The 21,598-nt window shown below is 41.2% G+C and carries 19 protein-coding genes; 18 read left to right on the top strand and 1 reads right to left on the bottom strand.

All coding sequences use genetic code 11. The features are described 5' to 3' along the window. Positions 1-645: 645 nt before the first annotated feature. The 8 genes from CVN76_RS03495 (at position 646) to CVN76_RS03460 (ending at position 8,786) form a co-directional block, all read left to right on the top strand. A complete protein-coding gene (locus CVN76_RS03495; protein WP_232732090.1) occupies positions 646-1,047 on the top strand; it encodes a sporulation protein in 402 nt (133 codons plus the stop codon). A gap of 22 nt (positions 1,048-1,069) precedes the next feature. Further along, complete coding sequence (locus CVN76_RS03490; RefSeq protein ID WP_100530305.1) at positions 1,070-1,951, top strand: mechanosensitive ion channel family protein; 882 nt, start codon at positions 1,070-1,072, stop codon at positions 1,949-1,951. Between the two features lie 653 nt (positions 1,952-2,604). After that, positions 2,605-3,255, top strand: a complete 651-nt coding sequence (locus CVN76_RS03485) for an NAD(P)H-dependent oxidoreductase (RefSeq protein ID WP_157805498.1) — start codon at positions 2,605-2,607, stop codon at positions 3,253-3,255. A 245-nt stretch (positions 3,256-3,500) separates the two neighbouring features. Continuing rightward, positions 3,501-4,856 (top strand): NtaA/DmoA family FMN-dependent monooxygenase, encoded by a 1,356-nt coding sequence (locus tag CVN76_RS03480; protein WP_100530303.1) that lies wholly within the window; start codon positions 3,501-3,503, stop codon positions 4,854-4,856. A 651-nt stretch (positions 4,857-5,507) separates the two neighbouring features. After that, a complete protein-coding gene (locus CVN76_RS03475; protein ID WP_100530323.1) occupies positions 5,508-5,774 on the top strand; it encodes a winged helix-turn-helix transcriptional regulator in 267 nt (88 codons plus the stop codon). A gap of 611 nt (positions 5,775-6,385) precedes the next feature. Then, on the top strand, positions 6,386-7,645 hold the full coding sequence (locus tag CVN76_RS03470; protein WP_442857542.1) for an MFS transporter: 1,260 nt from the start codon (positions 6,386-6,388) through the stop codon (positions 7,643-7,645). Between the two features lie 305 nt (positions 7,646-7,950). After that, a complete protein-coding gene (locus CVN76_RS03465) occupies positions 7,951-8,376 on the top strand; it encodes an OsmC family protein (protein ID WP_198512461.1) in 426 nt (141 codons plus the stop codon). A 152-nt stretch (positions 8,377-8,528) separates the two neighbouring features. Continuing rightward, positions 8,529-8,786, top strand: coding sequence for a DUF2533 family protein (locus CVN76_RS03460; protein ID WP_100530301.1), 258 nt, complete (start codon positions 8,529-8,531; stop codon positions 8,784-8,786). A 123-nt stretch (positions 8,787-8,909) separates the two neighbouring features. On the opposite strand, the gene CVN76_RS03455 is transcribed toward CVN76_RS03460, so the two are convergent. Continuing rightward, on the bottom strand, positions 8,910-9,452 hold the full coding sequence (locus tag CVN76_RS03455; protein WP_100530300.1) for a ribonuclease H-like YkuK family protein: 543 nt from the start codon (positions 9,450-9,452) through the stop codon (positions 8,910-8,912). A gap of 244 nt (positions 9,453-9,696) precedes the next feature. Here CVN76_RS03455 and CVN76_RS03450 point away from each other — a divergent pair, with 244 nt between their 5' ends. From CVN76_RS03450 to CVN76_RS03405, 10 genes are all read left to right on the top strand, one after another. Beyond that, positions 9,697-11,310 carry a family 14 glycosylhydrolase gene (locus tag CVN76_RS03450; protein WP_100530299.1) on the top strand — a complete coding sequence of 538 codons (1,614 nt, stop codon included), beginning with the start codon at positions 9,697-9,699 and terminating at the stop codon, positions 11,308-11,310. Positions 11,311-11,425: 115 nt separating this feature from the next. After that, on the top strand, positions 11,426-11,746 hold the full coding sequence (locus tag CVN76_RS03445; RefSeq protein ID WP_100530298.1) for a hypothetical protein: 321 nt from the start codon (positions 11,426-11,428) through the stop codon (positions 11,744-11,746). A gap of 550 nt (positions 11,747-12,296) precedes the next feature. Continuing rightward, a complete protein-coding gene (locus CVN76_RS03440) occupies positions 12,297-12,758 on the top strand; it encodes a hypothetical protein (protein WP_100530297.1) in 462 nt (153 codons plus the stop codon). 252 nt (positions 12,759-13,010) lie between these two features. Then, entirely contained in the window at positions 13,011-15,071 is a 2,061-nt protein-coding gene (locus CVN76_RS03435) for a transporter substrate-binding domain-containing protein (protein WP_100530296.1), read from the top strand. Next, entirely contained in the window at positions 15,043-16,419 is a 1,377-nt protein-coding gene (locus CVN76_RS03430) for a sigma-54-dependent transcriptional regulator (RefSeq protein ID WP_332850594.1), read from the top strand. Before CVN76_RS03435 ends, CVN76_RS03430 begins: the two co-directional genes overlap by 29 nt. Before the next feature lie 222 nt (positions 16,420-16,641). After that, positions 16,642-17,580, top strand: a complete 939-nt coding sequence (locus CVN76_RS03425; RefSeq protein WP_157805497.1) for a TAXI family TRAP transporter solute-binding subunit — start codon at positions 16,642-16,644, stop codon at positions 17,578-17,580. Between the two features lie 19 nt (positions 17,581-17,599). Continuing rightward, positions 17,600-18,700 (top strand): ABC transporter substrate-binding protein, encoded by a 1,101-nt coding sequence (locus CVN76_RS03420; protein ID WP_100530293.1) that lies wholly within the window; start codon positions 17,600-17,602, stop codon positions 18,698-18,700. Between the two features lie 59 nt (positions 18,701-18,759). Next, a complete protein-coding gene (locus tag CVN76_RS03415; RefSeq protein ID WP_100530321.1) occupies positions 18,760-19,881 on the top strand; it encodes an ABC transporter ATP-binding protein in 1,122 nt (373 codons plus the stop codon). Then, positions 19,845-20,789 (top strand): ABC transporter permease, encoded by a 945-nt coding sequence (locus CVN76_RS03410; protein ID WP_100530292.1) that lies wholly within the window; start codon positions 19,845-19,847, stop codon positions 20,787-20,789. The genes CVN76_RS03415 and CVN76_RS03410 overlap by 37 nt, the downstream gene beginning before the upstream one ends. Beyond that, positions 20,789-21,592 (top strand): ABC transporter permease, encoded by an 804-nt coding sequence (locus CVN76_RS03405; protein WP_100530320.1) that lies wholly within the window; start codon positions 20,789-20,791, stop codon positions 21,590-21,592. Before CVN76_RS03410 ends, CVN76_RS03405 begins: the two co-directional genes overlap by 1 nt. Positions 21,593-21,598 lie beyond the last annotated feature (6 nt).

Genomic DNA, 21,598 nt, shown 5'->3' with positions numbered 1-21,598 from the left:
CTCTCCAATCCCTTTTAGGATGATTATGTAACGAAAGTGTAATTAATATTACAATTGTTACATTTATATTACAACAAGTTAGACAGAAGTAAAAGAAAAATCTTCTAAAATAATCAATATTTTTATGATTCTTTAAAAAATACATATTTTGTTCATTTTATTCCTACTGAAACGAATCATGTCCTTTTCGTTACTAAATGTTCCAATAAATGAGACATCCTTTCTGAACATGCAAGTAAGAAAGGTAAGGAAGAAAAATAGCATGGCTCCCTTTGTATATTTTATATTCCCCGAACATGTTCGCACAAAACCTTATATGATATCTGAATAAGATTCACAGTTTCCAATCCATATCATAAATTCGCCATACATAAAGGTTTGACAAACTTTCCAATCTTACCGTATGATAATGAGTATAATCTCCTAAGGGGAGTAGCTTTAGCAGCAATGTCGTCATTACGGAGCTCCAGGCTCTCGGCGTTGTTGGCAGCATAGTGCTGTTAGCCAGACCTTACCTATTGGTAAAGGTCTATTTTCTATTTGAAAACCTTTACCGAAATCGGTGAAGGTTTTTTTGAGTAGACCATCATCAATTGTTCAGCTGATGGCAAATGGTGATGACAAAAACAAATAAATATAAATGGAGTGTATTCTTTGATACTGAGAAAATCTTTGTTACTTTTAGGAATAGGGTCTGCACAAATCGATTTGATCCTTCCAAAAAATACGTATAAATCCGGGGAATGCATAAATGGGTATTTCTTGATTAAAGGTGGTACCCTAGAGCAAAGAATAAGGAGGATCGAATGCGATCTCATCATGGATACTCATTCTACGGGAATGGAAGAGATCCTGAAGACGAGTACGATTTTGTCTACCAGGGAAATAAATTCTGGGGAGAGTAATGAAATTCCTTTTAACTTTTGTCTGCCAATGTTCAAGGATCCATATAAAAAAGGTGTTTCCTATCGCTTGAAAACAAGGCTTGTCCTTGATAAAGGGATAATAGGCAAGGATGATGACTGGATTTTAATCGATTCGGAATAAAGGCGGAAATGGAGTTGGCAACTTGAATATCTTAGATGTTACGGAGCGTGCTTTTGATTACTTGGAAGAATTTTTATTAATGAGGCTATTCTTATTAGCACTGCTGCTCATGGCTGTTTATTATATTTTGAATAAAATGGTCGAATGGTTTTTTAAAAGGTCAAGTTTTTTTGAGGAAGAAGTGGAAAGAACGATACAGGGCGTTACACGTTCTTCTCTAAGGTATGGAATATCCGCACTTTTTCTCATATATGTGATTGGACAGTTTATAGACTTAAAAGGGATACTTGCCGGAGCCGGGATTGTAGGGGTCGTGATCGGGTTTGCCGCTCAGCAAATGCTTAAGGATATTTTATTAGGGTTTGTAAGGCTGTCGGATAATGAATTCCGCGTCGGGAATTTCGTGGCATTCAATGGGACAAGTTCCGGAACTGTGGAAGAAATCGGCATTCGGTTCATGCAGATCAGGGAATGGTCTGGAAAACTGCTGACCATTCCGCATAGCGAGATTAGGACGATTCAAAATTTTAATAAAGGGAGAATGCGAATTATCGAGCGAATAACGGTTAGTTATCAGGAAAATCCAGACAAGGTGAAACGATTGCTTGAAGATATTTGCCTTACCTGTAATGAGAAATTCGGTGAGAGCCTGCTCAGACTCGAGGACGGGACACCTGAAGAAGATTTTCGATATCTCGGCATTACCGATTTAAATCCGAATCTGAAATATGTGGGCTATGAGCTATGTATAGTGGGGCTTGTGAAGCCAGACGATTACTTTGAAACGTCAAGAAATGTAAGGTTTGAGATGATGTCCGCTTTACATGAACATCGTATTCTGATGCCATCTTCCCATTTACTGGTCCAGGCAGAGCCGAATCATGAACGCATGCTTGAAAAATAAAGCCTACTGCCCGAAAAGATTTATCCAATACTGAGGACTATCTTCTTTAAGAAACCTCTTAGACTGTAGACAAACTTGATGAAATTCGGGTTTGTCTTTATTTTTGGCTGTTTTCCTCATATTTTGTTGCTATATACCAAGTAATGCAGTGTGTTTGATTTCCCCTCCCATACAAGCTGAACGCGGGGCTCACATCTGTCCCGCTGCTCGCATGGGAATCTCGCACTGCACCTCAAATCACCCTTAAATCGTTTCGTTTTAAAAACAACAACCTTTATTTTTTTATTGTGTATTAGTAAACGGGAATGGGGTAATTTTCCGTGTTCTTTGATGCAAGAAAATACGAGCCAAATGGAGGCTGATATAGCCATCCGTCGGAATTTCCAGATCGGTTAATAAAGTGCGATTTAAAGGAAGTTAGAAGTTGGACAAAAACTTTGTTGGGATATCAACAACCTCCTTCCTTTATGAATTAGCAGTCATAAAAGCGTCACCGCCTTGAATATTTCACATGGGTTGAATGTATGATAAAAACACTATTACTCACTTTTTAGATAGTATCTATTAAAAAAGTGCATACTTACATTATTTATCACGTTTTTATATTATTATACTCGATCTTAAAAATCATATTAATTCAAGGGGGAAATACATTGAATATCATTGTTGTTACCGCTCATCCATATGAAAAAAGCTTTAACAGAGCTATTACAGATACTGTGGTTCAGCATCTAGAAAGTCGTGGAGCGGCTATTAAAGTAAAAGACTTGGTTAAAATGAATTATAATCCTGTTTTACAGAAAGAAGATTTAAAGGCAGCGTTCACCAAGGAATACCAACTAGATGTCCTAAAAGAACATGAAGACTTGTTATGGGCAGATGCTATCGTAAATATCGCTCCGCTCTGGTGGGGTTCGATGCCTGCTGTTATGAAAGGTTATTATGAACGATCACTAACATCGGGGTTCGCTTATGGAACAGACCAGCAACTTGCAGGAACAAGGTCGTATACCATTATGACCGCTGGGGCAAATCCAGATTATTTGGAGGACTCTAGACAAAAAACAATGATAGAGGGTCTAGTGGATAACATTTTCGGTGCGTGTGGTTTTGCAGATATAGAATTAAAATTATTCCTACAAGTACCAACTAGTACGGATGATGAGCGTCAAAGTATGTTAATTGAGGCAAAAGAATTTGTTGACCAAATTTTCGACAAAAAACCTAATGAAGGAAAAACTGCAGGGGAATATAGTATGGCTGTAAAGGCAATGCCGAAAGATCACATGAAAAGAAAGAACTAATATTTAGCCCCTGATCAATTATAAATGATTGATCCTTATTGCATCAGGTGTAAAAAACTATAGGTTTTTTTGCAGTATACATGTTAAGAAACAGCTTAGATAATCATTGGATCATTGAACATGTCCAATGATTATTTTGAGTAAGAATGAACAAAATCTTATTTCTATTAAAACGATAGTCCTTGTTAAGAGAATGACACACTTAAGCTTGAATCTAAATTTTGCAAGAAAGGAGCATCAACAAATTGAAATCCTCCAAAAAAATGATACTAGCGTCACAAAATATGAATTACGGTGCTTCTAGAGGAGCTTGGAGAACAAAGGGCGCCAATCCTGCTGCATTTGTAGATCCAGACCATTTTGTAAAGATGGCGAAGTGGTCTGAAAAAGGAAAGTTTCAATTTATTTTTATTGCTGATCATCCTGCAGTTCGCGAAGATCTAAATAACTATACACCATCTGCGACGATCGATCCTATTGTAGTGGCAAGCCAGCTTGTCCGTGAAACCCAGAAAATAGGAATTGTTTTAACACAATCAACCACATTTAATTTTCCTTATACAGTGGCGCGGCAATTAAAAGCACTTGATGTGTTTAGTAAAGGACGCATAGGTTGGAATGCCGTCACAACCAACGATCCATCAATTGCTGCCAACTACGGAGAAGCAATTGCGGATCGTAAAACGAGGTATGAACGTGCACATGAGTTTATTCAAACCGTTCAGGCCCTATGGGGAAGTTGGGGTGAGTCTGCTTTAAAGCTTGATACAGATAAAGGAATATTTGCGGACAGCTCGCACATTCAACCTATTCAGTTACAAGGTAAATACGTTGAATCACGAGGACCATTACCGATTCCGCCATCTCCACAAGGACAGCCGGTCATTTTCCAAGCAGGAGGAGGTCAAGACGGAGCCAATTTAGCTGGCATGTACGCATCTGGCGTGTACTCAATTGTAAACGATATCGAAACAAGCCATAACCATCGTCATGTCCTTAACCAAACAACTGAAGCTGTTGGCCGAAAACCTGATGAAGTGAAGCTTTTTATGGGGATAAACGTAACGATCGGTGATAGCTATGAAGAGGCACTAAAACGTAGAAAAGAGATGATTTCGTTAATGACTGATGAATTACCGGCACAAGTAAACCATCTGTCTGCATTGGTCGGGGTGTCCATTCCATTTCCCCATATCCATCAATCGTTACCGATGGAATTACGAAAGCGTTTAACGCCAAACCCTTTTCAGTTACATTCACAAAAAGCAGTTGACCTCCTTGAGAAGGAGTTTACCATTTTTGATGTGTTAGCTCATGGTGTAACAGACTTCCACCATACTATCATAGGCTCACCTGAACAAATCGCGGATGAAATGCAAGAATTGTTTGAAGCTGGTGCGTGTGATGGATTTGTAATTATCGCAGATCGAGCGCATGACGGATTGCCTGCATTCGTAGAAAAGGTTATTCCTATTTTACAGAAGCGCGGGTTATTTCATGAGGATTACGAGGGGACAACATTACGTCAACACTTAGGTGTACCTTATCAATATGGTCGAAGAAATTTTATAAACCTAACAGGGAGTAAAAAGCATGATTAAGCGATTATCCATCTTAGATAGGGCACTCGAAGGTTATCAAATGACTGGTAAAGGAGGGTGCACCTCCCATTAGCAAATAGATGAACTTGGTTACGAGCGTAATGGGTCATTGTGCATACTAATTTCCCTCTGTGCTGCAAGTGCTTCTCCTGATTTGCTTATACAAATTGCATACGTGTAGGATCAGGGGGTGTCATGCTTCCCAATCATTCTTCATTAACGGTAGCTGAAAACTATCTATCCACTTTTCCCATTGGTTCGTGGATTGCATGAAAACCATACAGTTAAACGTACAGAATTCATTATGACGACCTCGCATGAAGGAATGGAAAACCGGTTAAATATATATACAATGCCGCAACTTTATTCGCTAAACAAACAATAAAAGCGGCAGCGAAGCCTTCAGAGGCGAGCTGTCGTGTGCGAACAAGTTTTATTGACTAGATATGATGGCTTTTTTCTATTATGTATACTGAAATTTTAATGAGAAAGTTTAAAACCTCCTTTTTTGTTTTCTTCCATCTATTAAAAATAATATTGCAGTATATAATAAAGTAGATATAATATACCATCTAAAAGGAGGGTATTGTGGTGAATAAAGAAAATAACAAACTTGAAGAGATTAAATTTTTTAACTACACACTTTCTATTATGAGTGGAAAATGGAAAATGTTAATCATTTTCCATTTGGGATATAGAAAAGTCATGAGATATGGAGAATTAAAAAGGGAAATCAACGGGATTACACACAACATGCTAAGCAAACAGTTGAAAGAACTTGAAAAAGAAAAACTCATTATACGTAAAGAATATCCTCAAATTCCTCCGAAAGTGGAATATTTGTTGAGTAATAAGGGATTATCTCTTCTACCTATAACGGAAACCATGTGTAATTGGGGAAAACAGTACCCGCAATAAAAGAGTCCCGTTCCTTCCTTCCTAGTCAAAGTCGTACCCCAACTCCCAAGATATGATGTGTGTGCAAATTATCCATAGCATCTATTGTGAACCCTTTAACCTGTATCCTCAATCGATTAAGCACCTTACAGGAAATTCCGATAATTATAAAATGGAGGAATTCAACTAAGTTACCTCCAGACTGTAGGCAAACACGATGAAAATCAGTTTGTCTATATTTTTTATGTGGGTGAACCTTTTGAACGAATGCAGGTAAGATGGCAAATTGAACATGGCAATGTCAAAAAGGCCGGACATAGTGGTCTCGTTAGGACAATCTCATAACATAAAGGGAAATTTAAAAAGAAATACAAATGTAACTTGATTATTCAAAATGATTCGATTATTATGTAATTAACATAAAATGGAAGGGTGAATTTGAACAATGATCATTTAATCCTATTCTTGAAGAAAAAAAAAGCGTGTTAAAAATACGATTTTTTTCTGGATAGGATTGGTCTGTACATAAAAATACAAACAAAGATCATTGTGTCCCTTTCACGAGGGGTATTATGCCTGTTAATTTGTATTGTGCCGCCTTCTGTCCAGATATTAAAGCAGGAGGTTTTATATTGGAAAAAAATAAATCAGCACCTCTAAGCGAAAAGGAATCAAGCATATTCAAGAATCCTGTCTTTCGTGCGATCATCTTTTCCGGGTTATTTTTGCAAATAGGGATATGGGTCCGGAATTTTGCCGTTTTGTTATTCGTCATGGAACGGACCAATGGCGATGCTTTTGCGATTTCCATGATATCCGTGGCGGAATTTGCCCCCATTTTCATTTTTTCATTTATAGGCGGGACGTTCGCAGATCGCTGGAGACCTAAAAAAACAATGGTATGGTGCGATATTTTAAGCGCATTATCCGTATTCGCCGTCCTTATCGCTCTTATCTTCGGGACCTGGAAGGTAGTGTTTTTTGCGACATTGATTTCGGCAATCCTATCTCAATTTTCCCAGCCATCGGGAATGAAGCTATTTAAGATGCACTTACCAGAAAGTCAAATCCAAACTGCAATGTCCGTGTATCAAACCGTATTCGCCGTATTCATGGTATTAGGGCCGATAATCGGTACATTTGCTTTCCAATCATTTGGCATCAACATTTCGATAGCCATTACCGGTGCAGCGTTTTTACTTTCAGCAGCTGCCCTCACATTCCTACCAAAAGACCGGAAATTGGCTGAAGAAGCGGATAAAACGACCTTATGGCAGGAAATGAAAAGCGGAGTGAATTACGTGCTGCGGAAAAAAGAGCTGAGTTTGCTTGGATTATGTTTTCTCGGAGCTGGTCTTGGCCTTGGCTTCATACAGCCGCTCTCCATATTCCTTGTTACCGAGCGTTTAGGGCTGCCGAAGGAAAATCTTCAATGGCTATTCATGATGAACGGTGTCGGTATGATTTTAGGCGGGGCTGGTGTGATGATCTTCTCCAAAAAGGTGGCACCACAACGGTTATTAGCCCTTGGAATGCTTATAAATGCCCTTGGGTTGGCTGTACTGGGACTGTCGACGAATCTTTGGCTTACACTAACAGCCGAGTTCTTTAATGGACTAATGCTGCCTTGTATCCAGATCGGAATCAATACCTTGATACTGCAGCGGACGGAAGGTGCGTTCATTGGAAGGGTCAACGGAATATTAACGCCATTATTCACTGGTTCGATGGTAGTGACCATGAGTGTGGCAGGCATGTTGAAAGAGCAATTTTCACTCATTGCCATGTTTGAAACGGCGGCATTCTTTTTTATTCTTGGGATGGTTTTCATTTTGCCTTTATATAACCAAAAGGCGGAAACGAAATCCTTGGAAATTCAGCAGCAGGAATAAGAGGGAAGGGGAAGCAGGGAGCACACTCCCTGTTTTTTTGTCCGTTCCAAGATCGTAAGGATCCATCCTTAATGATTGAAAAGGTCCGGCACGATTTTACTTTACTTATGAAAATTTTTATTAAATATTTTTGAGCTGTATTACATAAAATAAATACAAATCTTCCTATAATAGGTTCTTCACATAACTAAAAGGAAGTTTTGAATAGGTATTGATCACATTGGAGGCTGATCATCCTTTTACACGTCGAGGGAGCTCTTCCGACGTTTCAGCTAAGAATATTGAGCAGGGAAGGATTGATAGAGGTGACGACAAACATCAAATGGACAGGTGAATTGGCTTTTACCGGATTCACCCCTTCAGGACATGAAATAAAAATGGATGCTGCTGAAGATGTAGGTGGACAAAATAGCGGAGCGCGGCCAACGGAACTACTATTACAAGCCCTGGCAGGCTGTACAGGAATTGATATAGTCATGATTTTGAAAAAAATGAGATTGGAACCGCTTACTTTCAGAATGGAAATTGAAGGGACGAGGGCGGAGGAACATCCTAAACGCTTTACGCATTATCATATCCACTATTTACTGGAAGGGGAGCTTCCGGAGGATAAAGTAGTACGCGCCATCCGATTATCGAAGGATACGTACTGTTCCGTGTATCACTCCTTAAATGCAAGCATTGAAGTGAGTTATTCGATCAATGGTGTCCAAGGACAGCAAAAAGTATAGTACCTCTCCATGGCCCTTGAGTTTCCGCTTCGAGGGCTTTTAATTGTGAGTTGGAGACATTTATTGGATGGCAGGTTGATAAATTCTTTCGTTTTCCCTTTGAACTTGTTAATATGGAAGTATTGATAAGTTAAACCAGAGGAGTGATGGATATGAGTGTACATAAGGACATTACGTTACATGCCCAAAAGCAAAACGAACAATTCACTGAATTTTCGCTGTTGGACCAAAAAAGGGAAGAATATATTCAAGAAGCTGTAGAATTATGTAAGGCCGATATGGATTTTTCAACAGATTCAATCAATCAGATCACCATGCAAATCAATGCCCTTGCAAACGAAAGATTTATACCCGCTCGTAAAATGGTTACCCCGGAAATGGTCCGTACATACGTGGGGACATTAGCATAAGCGACAGCCTTCAGGTGCAACATTGACTTGAAAAATGGCTGAAACATAACACTCATGATAAATGGGTGTTTTTTTATTTCTGAAATATTTCGATAATGGATTCGATATTGATCGCAATAATTTTCACTCTTGCTTTGTATATCGGTTGGCATAGCTTGAGGCAACGAACGCATTAGGTTTTATTTTCGGTTCCACTCCCATGGATTCCATCCTAGCGATCATTTCATTTACGAACTCACTTGTTTTGTTCCGTTTTCCAATGCCAATATCAATGTGGCCCTCCATAGTAAAGGTGGCTCCTTGATAGACGGCAGGGAGAACAATGTCGATTAACTGATTTTTTCTTTCTTCCGTAAACAGGGAAACGATCTCCTCTGTTAATGACAATTCATAGGAAATGCGTTCATGTAAATGCGTCATCCTTCGAGGAATCATCACTTTCCTGATACAACCCCAAACCCCATTCCCTACCTGCCGAATCACGATGCCGGTGATGAAAACTGTATGTTTTTTATGTACCTGGGAATCGGTGCCGACCATTAATTGATAGTTACCGGCTGGATTTACATTCATGAACTCCACAATATGGTTGAAGACGACTTCAAATGACATGTTTTTTTCCTGGATATTTTGAAACGGGATTTTATATATTGGAGATTGTCTCATAAAGCAGCACCCAACCCTTTCTCCGCCATTAATCTGGAATGTTCCATTTCCCCGTGCACCCCATAACACATCATATGAATGAGGGACTTGTTTCGTGCTGGGATAATTCCCCCATAAAACGGAAAATCGATTGATATATTTTACCAGTTAAAATATACTTTTGGTACGAGATGCTCTTTGGTATGTGCCTGACCATTTTTTATAGCTGTTGAATCCATTATAGATGAGGGAGGGATGATTTGTTTTGGAAAAATCGTCTTTAGGCGTGTTTAATTTTATGATTTACGTTCCTTTATCAAGTGATTCAGCTGGAATTGCAGAGGTAAAACCGGATTACAGATTATATGTCATGGCTCCACTAGGTGAAATAACGGATTGGGACGCCTTTAAAGCCAAGTTAATGCAGTTGAAGGAAAATGGCGTATATGCCATAACGACAGATATTTGGTGGGGATTGGTCGAGAGCAAGAAGGATAACCAGTTTGATTGGTCTTATTATAAAAGGTATGGCGCGGCAGTGGAATCCTCCGGTTTAAAATGGGTGCCCATCTTGTCCACACATCAATGTGGCGGGAATGTAGGTGATGATTGCAACTATCCCATCCCAAGCTGGCTCTGGAATAAAGATTCTGCCGAAAACATGTCATTCAAGAGCGAAAGCGGTTACTGGAATAAAGAAGTGCTGGCCCCTTGGTGGGAAGGGACCGCAACGCAATACGACGAATTGTACTGCTCCTTTGCAAAGAATTTCGCAGATAAAAAAGATTTGATCGCAAAAATATATTTAAGTGCAGGACCAGCTGGCGAACTAAGATATCCCTCCTACCAGAATGCAGATGGATGGGATTTTTCAGAAAGGGGGAAGCTTCAAGCTTATACAGAAGGTGCGAAAAGGGATTTCAGGCTTTCGATGCAATCAAAATATATATCGATAAAAAAACTCAATGCAGCTTGGGGAAAAAGATATAAGAACTGGGATGAGATTCAGCCTCCAGGTAACGGGGATCCATTTTTCATGAAAGGCGGTGAAATCGATACCGTCTTTGGAAACGATTTTATGCAGTGGTATCAGGGATCACTGGAAAAACATCTTGCAAGAATCTCGAAATTGGCCCATAAACATTTTGATGAAGTCTTCGATGTTCCCATTGGTGCTAAAATCTCAGGTGTCCATTGGAAAATGAATGATCCGATCATGCCGCATTCAGCAGAGTATAGTGCCGGGTACTATAATTATTCCCAACTTCTTGATCAATTCAAGGAATCAAAAATGGCCCTTACCTTTACCTGCTTGGAGATGGGGGACTCCGACGCTCAAACGGCACCATACTATAGCTCACCAAAGACGTTGGTTGCCCAAATTGCCACATTGGCGAAAGAAAAGGGTATTTCGCTGAATGGCGAAAACGCGCTGCCCATCAACAATGAAGGCGGATTTGATAATGTAGCGGAAATGGTTTACAACTTTGGTTTTGACGGTTTCACTTTCCTGAGGATGTCCTATTTATTCGATGACACAGGACAACCAACAGTTGAGTTACCAATGTTGGCGAATAAATTGCAAAGCAAATCGATCCCGGTTACATTCACGGTTGAAAATGTCCCTGCCGCACATGGTGTATACTTAATTGGTGACCGAGGAGAAATCGGAAGGTGGAATCCAGTTGATTATGAATACAAGCTCACTCAACGTGAAAAGGGCAGCTGGAGCGGAACTTTCCGTTTAGCGGCGGATCGATATTATCAATTCAAGTTCGTCATGAAAGATGAAAATGGTAAGATTACTTGGCAACAAGGTCCGAATGAAAGTCTTACAACCCCAGCCACCGGCAAAGGAGCTTATACATTCTTCTGGTAAGTCGTATGCCTGCAGAGGGGGGACGTAATCTAAATGTAATCGTTTGTCATTGGAATGCTCTTGATGTTAGGCGTTTCTCCATATACACTTTAAATACGATTGAGGAGTGGATAATTTGAAAGAAATAACGATGGATCAATTAATATTTAAAGAGCATTTATCGATGATCGAACAATTTTCATTGAAGGATTTTATGTTTAAGTGGCTCGGCAGCCCAGATGAAGGATTGGATCACTTACTGCCGCTTACGTACACAGTCCAAGACTTTGCAAAAATGGAAACGACAGCGGAAACCAATCTAAACATCAACGGCGATGAAACGTTCAAATATGTCACCATTACCAAAGATAATCAAATAGTTATGGGCGGCTTATGCAGCAACCAAGAATTGACCTTTCGGATTTTGTCCCTGGATGAACGTTTAGGGAGCTGCTAAAGAGCTGTTCGTGAATAAATAATATAAGGCAATGCTTTAAATGCCTCAGACCGTAGACAAACTCGATAATGATGGAGATTGTCTACGGTCTTTTTGGTTTTTATAGGAACTGTTGGAAATTCAGCTAAAGAAGATTATGTAAAGATATTGGGGCTAATATGGTTTGCACCTACGATACATTGGGGGAAATAGTATTAATGGAAACGAATAATTTGGGCAGCGTTGTTGGGACACTTGGTCAATTGGGCAATAGTAGTGGGCAAGCTGGCACGTTTAAAACAAGCGAAGGCCATACTAATTGTAGAAACATTAAAGGTTAGCTTGGGGGCGACGAGAAAACATGATCCAGAGCGATTAGCATCTGTCGCTGAAAAAATGGACACTGCCTATTGCTCAGCTCTTCAATTTATGTGATGCGGCACTTGCCCACAAATTAGTCATAGTTTAAAAACAATAGAATATTTACAAAATAAATCCAAATATGGAATTGACCTAGTGTATGATAAGGGTTGAAGCAAATTAATTAAAATGCTTGAAAGGGGATAGGGAAATGGGAAGGAAGTTGGCTGAATCGCTAAAAACGCTTTTGAATGAAACGTTTGAGGGACCGGGAAACGGAGGAAGCTATTATACTGATTCAAAACCAAATACAGGCATTTTTGGCACTCTCGAAGGGCTGAACGCGGAAGATGCATCTCTTTCCATTCACGGATCGACAATAGCCGCTCACGCTGACCACACCCGTTATTACTTATGGGTGGTCCGGACGATGATTAGTGGTGTGGAATTTGAAAAGGATTGGAATGCCAGCTGGACCATTTCTCAAGTTGATGAGACAAAATGGGCCGAAATCAAGGAAGGCCTACAGACTGAATACCACTCTCTTTTAGCCGAAATCGATACAATCGATTTAGAGGAATGGCTGACGAATGTAAATGCGATCATCGCTCATTCCGCTTATCATCTTGGAGCCTTAAGACAAATGATAAAAGAACTCGATAGTGAAAAATAAAGATTATAAGTGAATCTAACTGAAACCCAGCAATAAATGCTGGGTTTCTATTTATTGCTTTTTTCCTTAGGGGGGATTCGTAAACGGAAAAGGTGAAGCAAACGGCAGTCCATTGGCAGACGAATATACCTTGTAAATTTTTGCTGGAATGTGTCAGGTTATCTCGTAATCTAAGACTTTATAAAAGGGTTCAAGTCGTAATTGGAGAAATAGTAAGTATCATGACGTTTTTGGGCAGAGAATGATGCCTGCATGAAGATCGAAGGAATAGGAGGGTTTTTAATTAAAAAGAAGCTTTTGGCATTTTTATGTATAGTTTGTTATGCATTCATTTGGGAAGCATCAGGGACTTACAATGTTTTTGCTGAACAAAAAACCTATATCATTGCGGTAGAGAGTGCTCTTCCCCCATTTTCATTCAAAAATGAAGCCAATGAACCAAGTGGCATCAATATTGATCTGATGGAGAAAATAGCGAAAAATAACGGCACTGTTTTCGAGTATCTTCCAATGGAGATACAAGAAGCGGAAAAACGGTTAATGAACGGGTCCGTCGATGCCATCGTCGGGAGTACCTATAGTATCGAAAAAGATAATCAGCTAGATTTCACCCAGCCTTATTTTACCATGTCCCAATCAATCATCATCCCAAGCAATAGGAAAAAGGATATCCATACGTTAACGGACTTACGCGATGCCCATGTTGTCCTTGACCCCACAACACCTGTAATCAGCACTTTTCTCAATATGAGGAATACAAACTTAACGACTGTTTCGAATCAATACTCCGGAATGTTAACGTTAATGAATGACCGAGCAGATGCTTTCATAGGCAACAAATGGACGGCGGAATATTATTTGAAAAAACTCCGCCAGGGGAAAAACTACATCATTCTTGATGAGGTCATTGAACCTGCGGATTATACGATTGCTGTTAAGCAAGGAAATCAAACGCTTCTATTCATGATGGACAATGCACTCACTGAACTTAAAGCCAATCGTCAATTAAATGGGATCATCGATAAATGGCTCATGCCGCAATCCGATCAAAAAATCGCAAGACTGGAGCAATTCATTTTCTGGCTGACCATGATTTTAACCGCCGGAGCCATTATTCTTTTCATTGTTTACATATGGAATCAAAAGCTAAAAAAATCCGTGCTTGCCCAGACTCGGACATTGCACCTATTGAATGAGGATTTAGAGAAACAACGGCAAAAACTGGACAATAGTAAAGCTTTCAAAGAACAAATCTTAAACAACATCAATACAGGCATCATTACCTTCGATCACGATTTCCTGATTACAAGCTGCAATGAAAAAGCATCAGAGATCCTGAACATTTCCAAGGAAATGATTCTGAATATTACAAATCATGCTCAGCTATTGAAGATGTTCGAAGCTACCCATCCAGAACAAAGAGAAAAAATGGGCACAGGTTCCTTTCGGATCCGGGTTTTGCATGGACGGCATGAACAGAAGGAGATTTCCTATTCGATGCATAAGATGTTCAGTACGGAAAAGATACATACCGGGTACTTACTGTCCCTGAATGATGAAACGGAGAAGAAAACGTTGGAGAAAAAATTGGTCACACAGGAAAAACTGCACGCACTTGGTCAACTGGTTGCCGGGGTTGCCCATGAAATTAGAAACCCGTTAACATCGATAAAAACATTCATTGATTTACTTCCAAGCAAATATGATAAGCCTCAATTCCGGCAAGTTCTAATGGAGCACTTGCCCACTGAAGTCAACCGTCTCAATGCAATCGTTACCGATTTAATTGAATATGCACGTCCACGACCGCCGAATATAACGAATTGCCCTGCTCATGAACTTATTTCATTACTTGCATTCCATAAGGTGACAATGGCAAAAAAGCAAATACATTTTGAACAGGCAATAGATGAGGACCTTATCTTTTATATAGATTTACAGCAGATTCACCAAGTTATCCTTAATCTGGTATTGAATTCGATTCAAGCTGTGGAGGAAAGAGAGGTAAAAACGATTACCATTTCCATTGATAGAGAAAACGAGAAAACCGGGCGGATTACCATATCGGATTCAGGCATTGGCATTAAGCAGGATGAGCAGAACCACATTTTTGAACCTTTTTACACAAATAAAGACAAGGGAGTCGGCTTGGGCCTAACGTTATCGTATAGGCTAATCAAAGAAAACAATGGAGATATCCAAGTTAAAAGCCATCCTGATTGTGGAACGACATTCATCATTTTGCTGCCTTTATATACGAATGAACTCAAGAAGGAGGAGAAATATGATGTTACATGTATTAGTGATCGATGATGAACCCGCCATTTGCAACGCGCTTGGCTTTGCGTTGGAAGACTCCTATCAAGTCACGACAACGACAGACCCGGATGAAGGCCTTCGGAAGATTGAAAATCAAACATTTGATATCGTTTTGCTTGATTTGAGGATAGGCAATAAAAGCGGGCTTGATATCCTTCTGAAAATCAAACAACTCGCTCCTAACGTGGCAGTCATCATGATGACTGCCTATTCATCCATCGATACTTCCATCGAAGCCATAAAAAAAGGAGCCTATTATTATATTGAGAAGCCTCTAAATATAAAAGAACTTTCGATGCTTATGATGAGGGCAGCCGAATTCAATCAGATGACGAATCAATTGGAGACACTTCATGAAGAATTGGAGAAACAAAGGGGAATGGAGAATTTTCTTGGTAATAGCAGGGCGATGCAGCGCATTTTTTCCATGATCGATAGAGTGAAAGATATTGATTCCAGTGTGCTTATTACAGGTGAAAGCGGAACGGGCAAAGAGCTTGTAGCCAGGAACATCCATACGCTGGGAAGAAGGAAAAATAAGCCCATGCAAATCGTCAATTGCGCGGCTATTCCCGACATGCTGCTGGAATCTGAATTGTTCGGATATGAAAAGGGAGCTTTTTCAGGTGCCACCCAGAGGAAGGATGGGAAGTTCGTTGCCGCTAATGGAGGCATTCTATTTCTTGATGAAATTAGTGAAATGCCCTTGCCCCTCCAAGCCAAATTATTACGGGTGCTGCAGGAACGGGAAGTGACTCCCCTCGGTTCCAATACGAAACGATCATTGGATGTCCGCATAATCAGTGCGGCCAATAAAAATCTGGAGCAAATGGTGATGGACGGGGAGTTCAGGGAGGATTTATTTTTCAGGCTGAATGTCATTCCCATTTCCATGCCGCCGCTTCGGGAAAGAAAAGAAGATTTGCCGATCCTGATGGATTATTATATGAAAAAACACGCAAGGGACATGAACAGGGAAGATAAGACATTTTCGGCGGCCGCACGGCAGATCCTGCTCGATTATCATTATCCCGGGAATGTCCGCGAGCTTGGGAACATGATCGAATATGCGGTAGCCCTATCAAATACTACATGTATGGAGGATACAGACCTGCCACAATATGTTCAAGAACAAAAGTTCGTCTTTCAGCCGGATGTGTTGGAGGATGATCGAAACAGTTTTCGCGTTCCTCTTGGCATGTCCATGAAAGACATAGAGGAAAAAGTCATTACGGCTACTCTGCAATATTGTAAGAACCATCGGCAAAAAACAGCGCAAGTCCTAAAAATATCGGAAAGAAGCCTGCGTGATAAAATTAAACTCATTTCCCAAAAAGAATAAACTAAAGGCTGAACCGGCAAATTTTTCTGGGGATTCGGAAAATATTGCCGGTTTCCTCTAGATTTGCATCGATACATCGGCAAAATTCCCATGATGAAGCGATTACTTCACTTGGCATGTTACTTGCATCTAAATAGAGTAAGAGAGGAGATCACTATGAAAAATGGAACACTCTTTCTACCATTCATATTGCTATTTTGTTTCATAACGGGATGTTCTTTCATGAATGAGCAGCAGGAAATCTCTCAACCTGCTTCTGCCCTGAGACAGGGACAACCAGATTCAAGCGGACAGGATTTGTCGAATCGGATGCTAATCATAGCAACCGGGGACATGTCAGGTGTTTACTTTACCGTAGGCCAGAGACTGTCTGCGTTGTACGAAAGATATAACGGAGCCGTGTCGGGGACACAGGTCACACAAGCTTCCATCGAAAATACCGAGCTAGTCAGCCAGCACAAGGCCGAAATCGGCTTTACGACAGTGGACGTACTTGAGTTGCCTTCTACGAACAAATCAAGATTACGAGCATTGACGACCCTCTATTCCAACTATGTTCAAATTGTTACCACAAAACGACATGATATTGATTCCTTGGATGATTTAGCTGGAAAAAGGGTTAGTGTGGGTACAAGCGGCAGCGGCACTAGACTAATTGCAGAACGGATCCTTTTGGAAACGGATTTACAGCCTGAACAATTGAATTTATCTTATCTTTCTTTTACCCAAGCTGCCGAAGCGCTGCAAAATGGTTCCATTGATGCGGCTTTCTTCTCTTCAGGCATCCCGAATTATGAAATCGCTTACACATCCAAGCAAACCGAGCTCTCAATCATTCCGATACCGAAAGACATTATTGACCGTTTGCAGAAGCAATACGGTGTGTACGCTCAAAATGAACTCCCAGTTGATACATACAAGGGAATGCAGAAAGAGGTCCAAACGATTTCCATCAAAAATGTCTTGGTCACTTACGATGAAATGTCCGACCGGCATGCTTACAATCTTGTGAAAACATTATATGAGCATCTGCCGGAGCTGCAGGATACACATCCCGCCGCTTCTGACATTTCATTGAATGACGCAGCAGGGCCAGTTCCGCTCGATTTTCATTCTGGTGCAATGAAATATTTTACCGAACATGGATTGATGAAAAAATGAAAAAATGGAGGAAATGAGTATGAAGAAAATAATGAGTTTACTATCCATCATCATCTTGGTTGCTCTTGCAGGCTGCGGTAACCCGACTCCACAAAAACCGGGCGAATCCGTACAAACCAATTCAGGAGAAAAAGGAGAGAAAAAAATAACGATTGCCGGGAATGGAGGAGTCATCGAAAGTGCCATTCGTGATGTCATCGCTCCTAAGTTCAAAGAAGAAACGGGAATAACCGTCAATTATATTTCCGGCTTATCGGGAGAAATCCTATCGAAAGTGGAATTACAGAAAAACGCGCCACAAATCGATATCGCCTTTTTTGTACCAGTGGACGTAATCCGGGCAAAGGAGAAGGAGCTGATCGAACCGGTTGATGAGTCCAATGTGCCGAATATGAAATCGGTGGATCCGCGTTTCATTCCGGCGGAGAAGGCAGCTGCCCCCGTATTCGGGTTAGTCATTGCACCGGCGTATAATACGGAAACCTTCAAAAAGGAGAAGTTGAAACCGATTGAATCGTGGAATGATTTGGTCTCACCGGATTACGAGGGGAAAACGGCCTTTGCGGATATTACGAATGACTGGGGCTTCAATACCCTTAATGGTTTAGCGATTTCAAACGGAGGAAGTACGGAAAATATCGAACCAGGGCTTGAAAAGGCAAAAGACCTTGCTGGCTATTCCAATACGTTTTATAAGAATTCAACACAAATGATGCCTGCGATCCAGCAAGGGGCCGCGGATATAACGGTCATGGGCAGTTATTCAATAGGTGAACTGGCCGTATCCGGAATTCCCATCAAAATGGCTGTACCGAAAGAAGGCGTACCGCTGCAGGCTTTCAGCGCCGGGTTAGTGAAGAATACACCCAACAGTAAAGAGGGCCTAGAGTTCATTAATTATTTAGTCAGTAAAGAGGCCCAACAACTCATTTCCGAAAAAGGATTTTATCCGACGGTGGAAGGGATGAAGATACCGGAGAAATACGAAGAATCAATCGGACTCAAGGAAAGTGACAAAACATTCAAACCTGATTTCGCCAAGTTCGCTGAAATTCGTGCAGAGGTGTCGGACAGATGGGCGAAAGAGGTTACTCCTGAATTAGGAACAAAACTTAAATAAAAAGGGGTGGAGGTAACATGGAAGTAGTGAAAAAAGAGGCAGGAACCAACAGGATGTCTATGAAGTCGATTTACCGTTTCGAGTCAACCAAAAATGACGTGGAGATAAAAGGGGCATTCAAGCAGTTTGGCACGAATGTTGTTCTGAATGGAATCGATCTCGAGGTGAAGCAAGGGGAGTTACTAACCCTTCTTGGCCCTTCAGGATGCGGCAAGTCCACCACCTTGAACCTCATCGCAGGATTCCTCGATGCGGATCGGGGCGAGGTCCATATCAAGGGCAATAATGTTACAAAGGTTCCCCCTTATAAAAGAGATTTAGGGATGGTTTTTCAAACGTATTCGCTTTTTCCCCATATGACAGTCTATGAAAATCTAAGTTTCGGGTTGAAACTGCGTAAAGTCGGAAAGTCCGAGCAAGAAAAGAAAATTAGCCAAGCGCTTGAATTGGTGAAAATGTCCGGGCTTGAGAATCGTTATCCGAGGGAGTTATCTGGGGGACAGCGCCAGCGTGTTGCCATTTCACGGGCACTTGTCGTGGAGCCAGAGCTGCTTCTGCTGGATGAGCCCCTTTCAAACCTTGATGCCAAATTAAGGCATGAATTGAGGGCTGAGATCAAGCGACTGCAAAAGGAGATTGGCGTGACGACCATATTTGTCACCCATGACCAAGAAGAGGCCCTTTCCATGTCGGATCGAGTAGTGGTCATGAATGCAGGGAAAATTGAACAAATCAGTACGCCGACTGATATATACAATCATCCCAAGACTGAATTCGTGTTTCAGTTCATCGGAAAATCGAATTGTTTTGAAGGGAACGTGTCAGCGGTGGATCAACGGAAAATCACAGTCAAGTTAGGTTCTGACTTCGCTCATGTAGACGCTGGTAATATCATGGGCGATGACGGTGATTTGAAACCGGGGGATGCGGTCAGGATATATATCAGGCCAGAAAAAATGGAGATCATCTCTGCGGATGGAACATCATCTTCTCCGCCGTTGGATTTCCATCGTGCTCAGATCAGCCAAATCAATTACCTTGGTACGTCTTGGGAGGTCCATGTACTGCTACAAGGAAAGAGCATTCAAGTATTAACGGCCGCTTTCGATTCTTCATGGCAAAATGGAAGTGAGGTGTTTATCGGATGGAGCCCATCAGAAGTTATGCTAGTCAAGAAATAGAAACTAAGATGAATCCGCTTGAGCCGCAACAGGAACCTAAGTTCAAAAAAAGGAAAGTATGGGTGCCGGGTTTGCTGCTCTTAACGCCCATTCTGCTATTTATATTCGGTTTCTTCGTCATACCGATGTTATACATCTTATATTTAAGCTTCATTTCCACTGATAATCTTGGGGCGGAGAATGCGGTATATAGCTTGAAAAACTATACCCAATTATTTACCGATAGCTACTATCTATCCTCTTTATGGCTGACGGTAAAAATCAGTTTATATTCCGTATTGGTCGCTTTATTCCTAGGGTACCCTGTCGCTTTGACAATGGCAAGAAGTTCAGCGCGAATCAGGGGGTACATCACCCTCTTGATCGTCTCTCCGCTTTTGGTGAGTATCGTTGTGCGCAATTTTGGCTGGTACCTGCTGCTGCTGCCGAACGGAACGATCAATCAAACCTTGATGGCGCTCGGAATCATCAATGCGCCATTGAAACTTCTATTTTCGGAAATCGGAGTGGTGATCGGGCTCTCCAATGCCTACCTGCCGTTCATGATCCTATCGATCGTTGCCAGCCTTTATAATATCGACCCTTCCCTGGACAAGGCGGGAGCCATACTAGGTGCGAGCCCTTTCAGAAGGTTCTTTTCGATTACCTTGCCGCTAAGCATACCAGGCATCGTATCGGGCTGCATCCTTGTGTTCAGCTTATCGATGAGTGCGTATGTCACACCGGCACTCATGGGCGGAGCGAATGTGCCGGTCATGCCCGTTGTCATATACGACCAGATTAATAATCTGCTTCACTGGACATTCGGATCTGCCCTTTCTTATATTCTATTGGCAACGACGGTCCTTTCAGTGACCATTTTTACGAGAGTGTTTGAAAAAGGGAAATTCAAGGAGGTATTCCGATGATGAAAACGTTTGGCGGCCTTCGGATTGCAGTAGCCGTGTTAGCAATCATCTATATCTTGATTCCGCTGATTGTCGTTATCCCGGCCTCTTTTACTAGCGCGAATTATCCTAGTTTTCCAGCTGATGGTTTTTCGCTGCAATGGTATGCAAAAATACTGGAGCGTCCTGAATTTCTCGAAGCATTTTTGAACAGTGCAAAGTTTGCTGCGCTTGCGGCCCTTTTCTCGGTCATATTCGGGACCTTGGCGGCTCTTGGCATCGCAAAATATGAGATTCCGGGTAAATCCTATATTACAGCCCTTTTAACTTCTCCATTGAGTGTTCCGCAATTGGTTTTGGGGATAGCCCTTTTAATGTACTTTACACCCATGATGCTGGCCGGGACGTCTACTGGTTTTTTAATTGCCCATATTGTCATTTGCATCCCCTATGTCATGCGGCTCGTGTTGACGGGTTTAAGCGGATTTGATTACAATCTTGAACGTGCTGCAGCCATACTGGGGGCCAACCCTTTGACTGTATTCCTGAAAGTGACGCTGCCGCTGATCGGATCTGCGGCCATATCGGGAGGTTTATTCGCCTTTTTGACATCGTTTGATAATGTGACGGTTTCCCTCTTTATGGTATCACCTGAAATGCGAACGCTGCCGATCGAGATTTTTTCGCAAATGCAGGATGCCTATAATCCAATCGTCGCAAGCGTATCAAGCGTGGTCATTTTCATATCTGTGCTGCTGATCATCATACTCGAAAAAATTCAAGGTGTCGGGAAGGTTTTCGGCGGTTCACATCATAACGGATAACCGCTA

The sequence above is a fragment of the Bacillus sp. mrc49 genome (assembly GCF_002803435.1).
The sequence above is the reverse complement of the archived record's forward strand: the minus strand, read 5'-3'. Positions and strand labels throughout refer to the sequence as shown.

What these genes read in the sequence shown, in the direction of transcription:
- CVN76_RS03475 (WP_100530323.1), top strand. Translation starts at nt 5,508, where the DNA reads ATGAGTGGAAAATGGAAAATGTTAATCATTTTCCATTTGGGATATAGA.
- CVN76_RS03460 (WP_100530301.1), top strand. Translation starts at nt 8,529, where the DNA reads ATGAGTGTACATAAGGACATTACGTTACATGCCCAAAAGCAAAACGAA.
- CVN76_RS03455 (WP_100530300.1), bottom strand. Translation starts at nt 9,452, where the DNA reads ATGAGACAATCTCCAATATATAAAATCCCGTTTCAAAATATCCAGGAA.
- CVN76_RS03440 (WP_100530297.1), top strand. Translation starts at nt 12,297, where the DNA reads ATGGGAAGGAAGTTGGCTGAATCGCTAAAAACGCTTTTGAATGAAACG.
- CVN76_RS03435 (WP_100530296.1), top strand. Translation starts at nt 13,011, where the DNA reads ATGAAGATCGAAGGAATAGGAGGGTTTTTAATTAAAAAGAAGCTTTTG.
- CVN76_RS03430 (WP_332850594.1), top strand. Translation starts at nt 15,043, where the DNA reads ATGATGTTACATGTATTAGTGATCGATGATGAACCCGCCATTTGCAAC.
- CVN76_RS03425 (WP_157805497.1), top strand. Translation starts at nt 16,642, where the DNA reads ATGAATGAGCAGCAGGAAATCTCTCAACCTGCTTCTGCCCTGAGACAG.
- CVN76_RS03420 (WP_100530293.1), top strand. Translation starts at nt 17,600, where the DNA reads ATGAAGAAAATAATGAGTTTACTATCCATCATCATCTTGGTTGCTCTT.
- CVN76_RS03415 (WP_100530321.1), top strand. Translation starts at nt 18,760, where the DNA reads ATGAAGTCGATTTACCGTTTCGAGTCAACCAAAAATGACGTGGAGATA.
- CVN76_RS03410 (WP_100530292.1), top strand. Translation starts at nt 19,845, where the DNA reads ATGGAGCCCATCAGAAGTTATGCTAGTCAAGAAATAGAAACTAAGATG.
- CVN76_RS03405 (WP_100530320.1), top strand. Translation starts at nt 20,789, where the DNA reads ATGAAAACGTTTGGCGGCCTTCGGATTGCAGTAGCCGTGTTAGCAATC.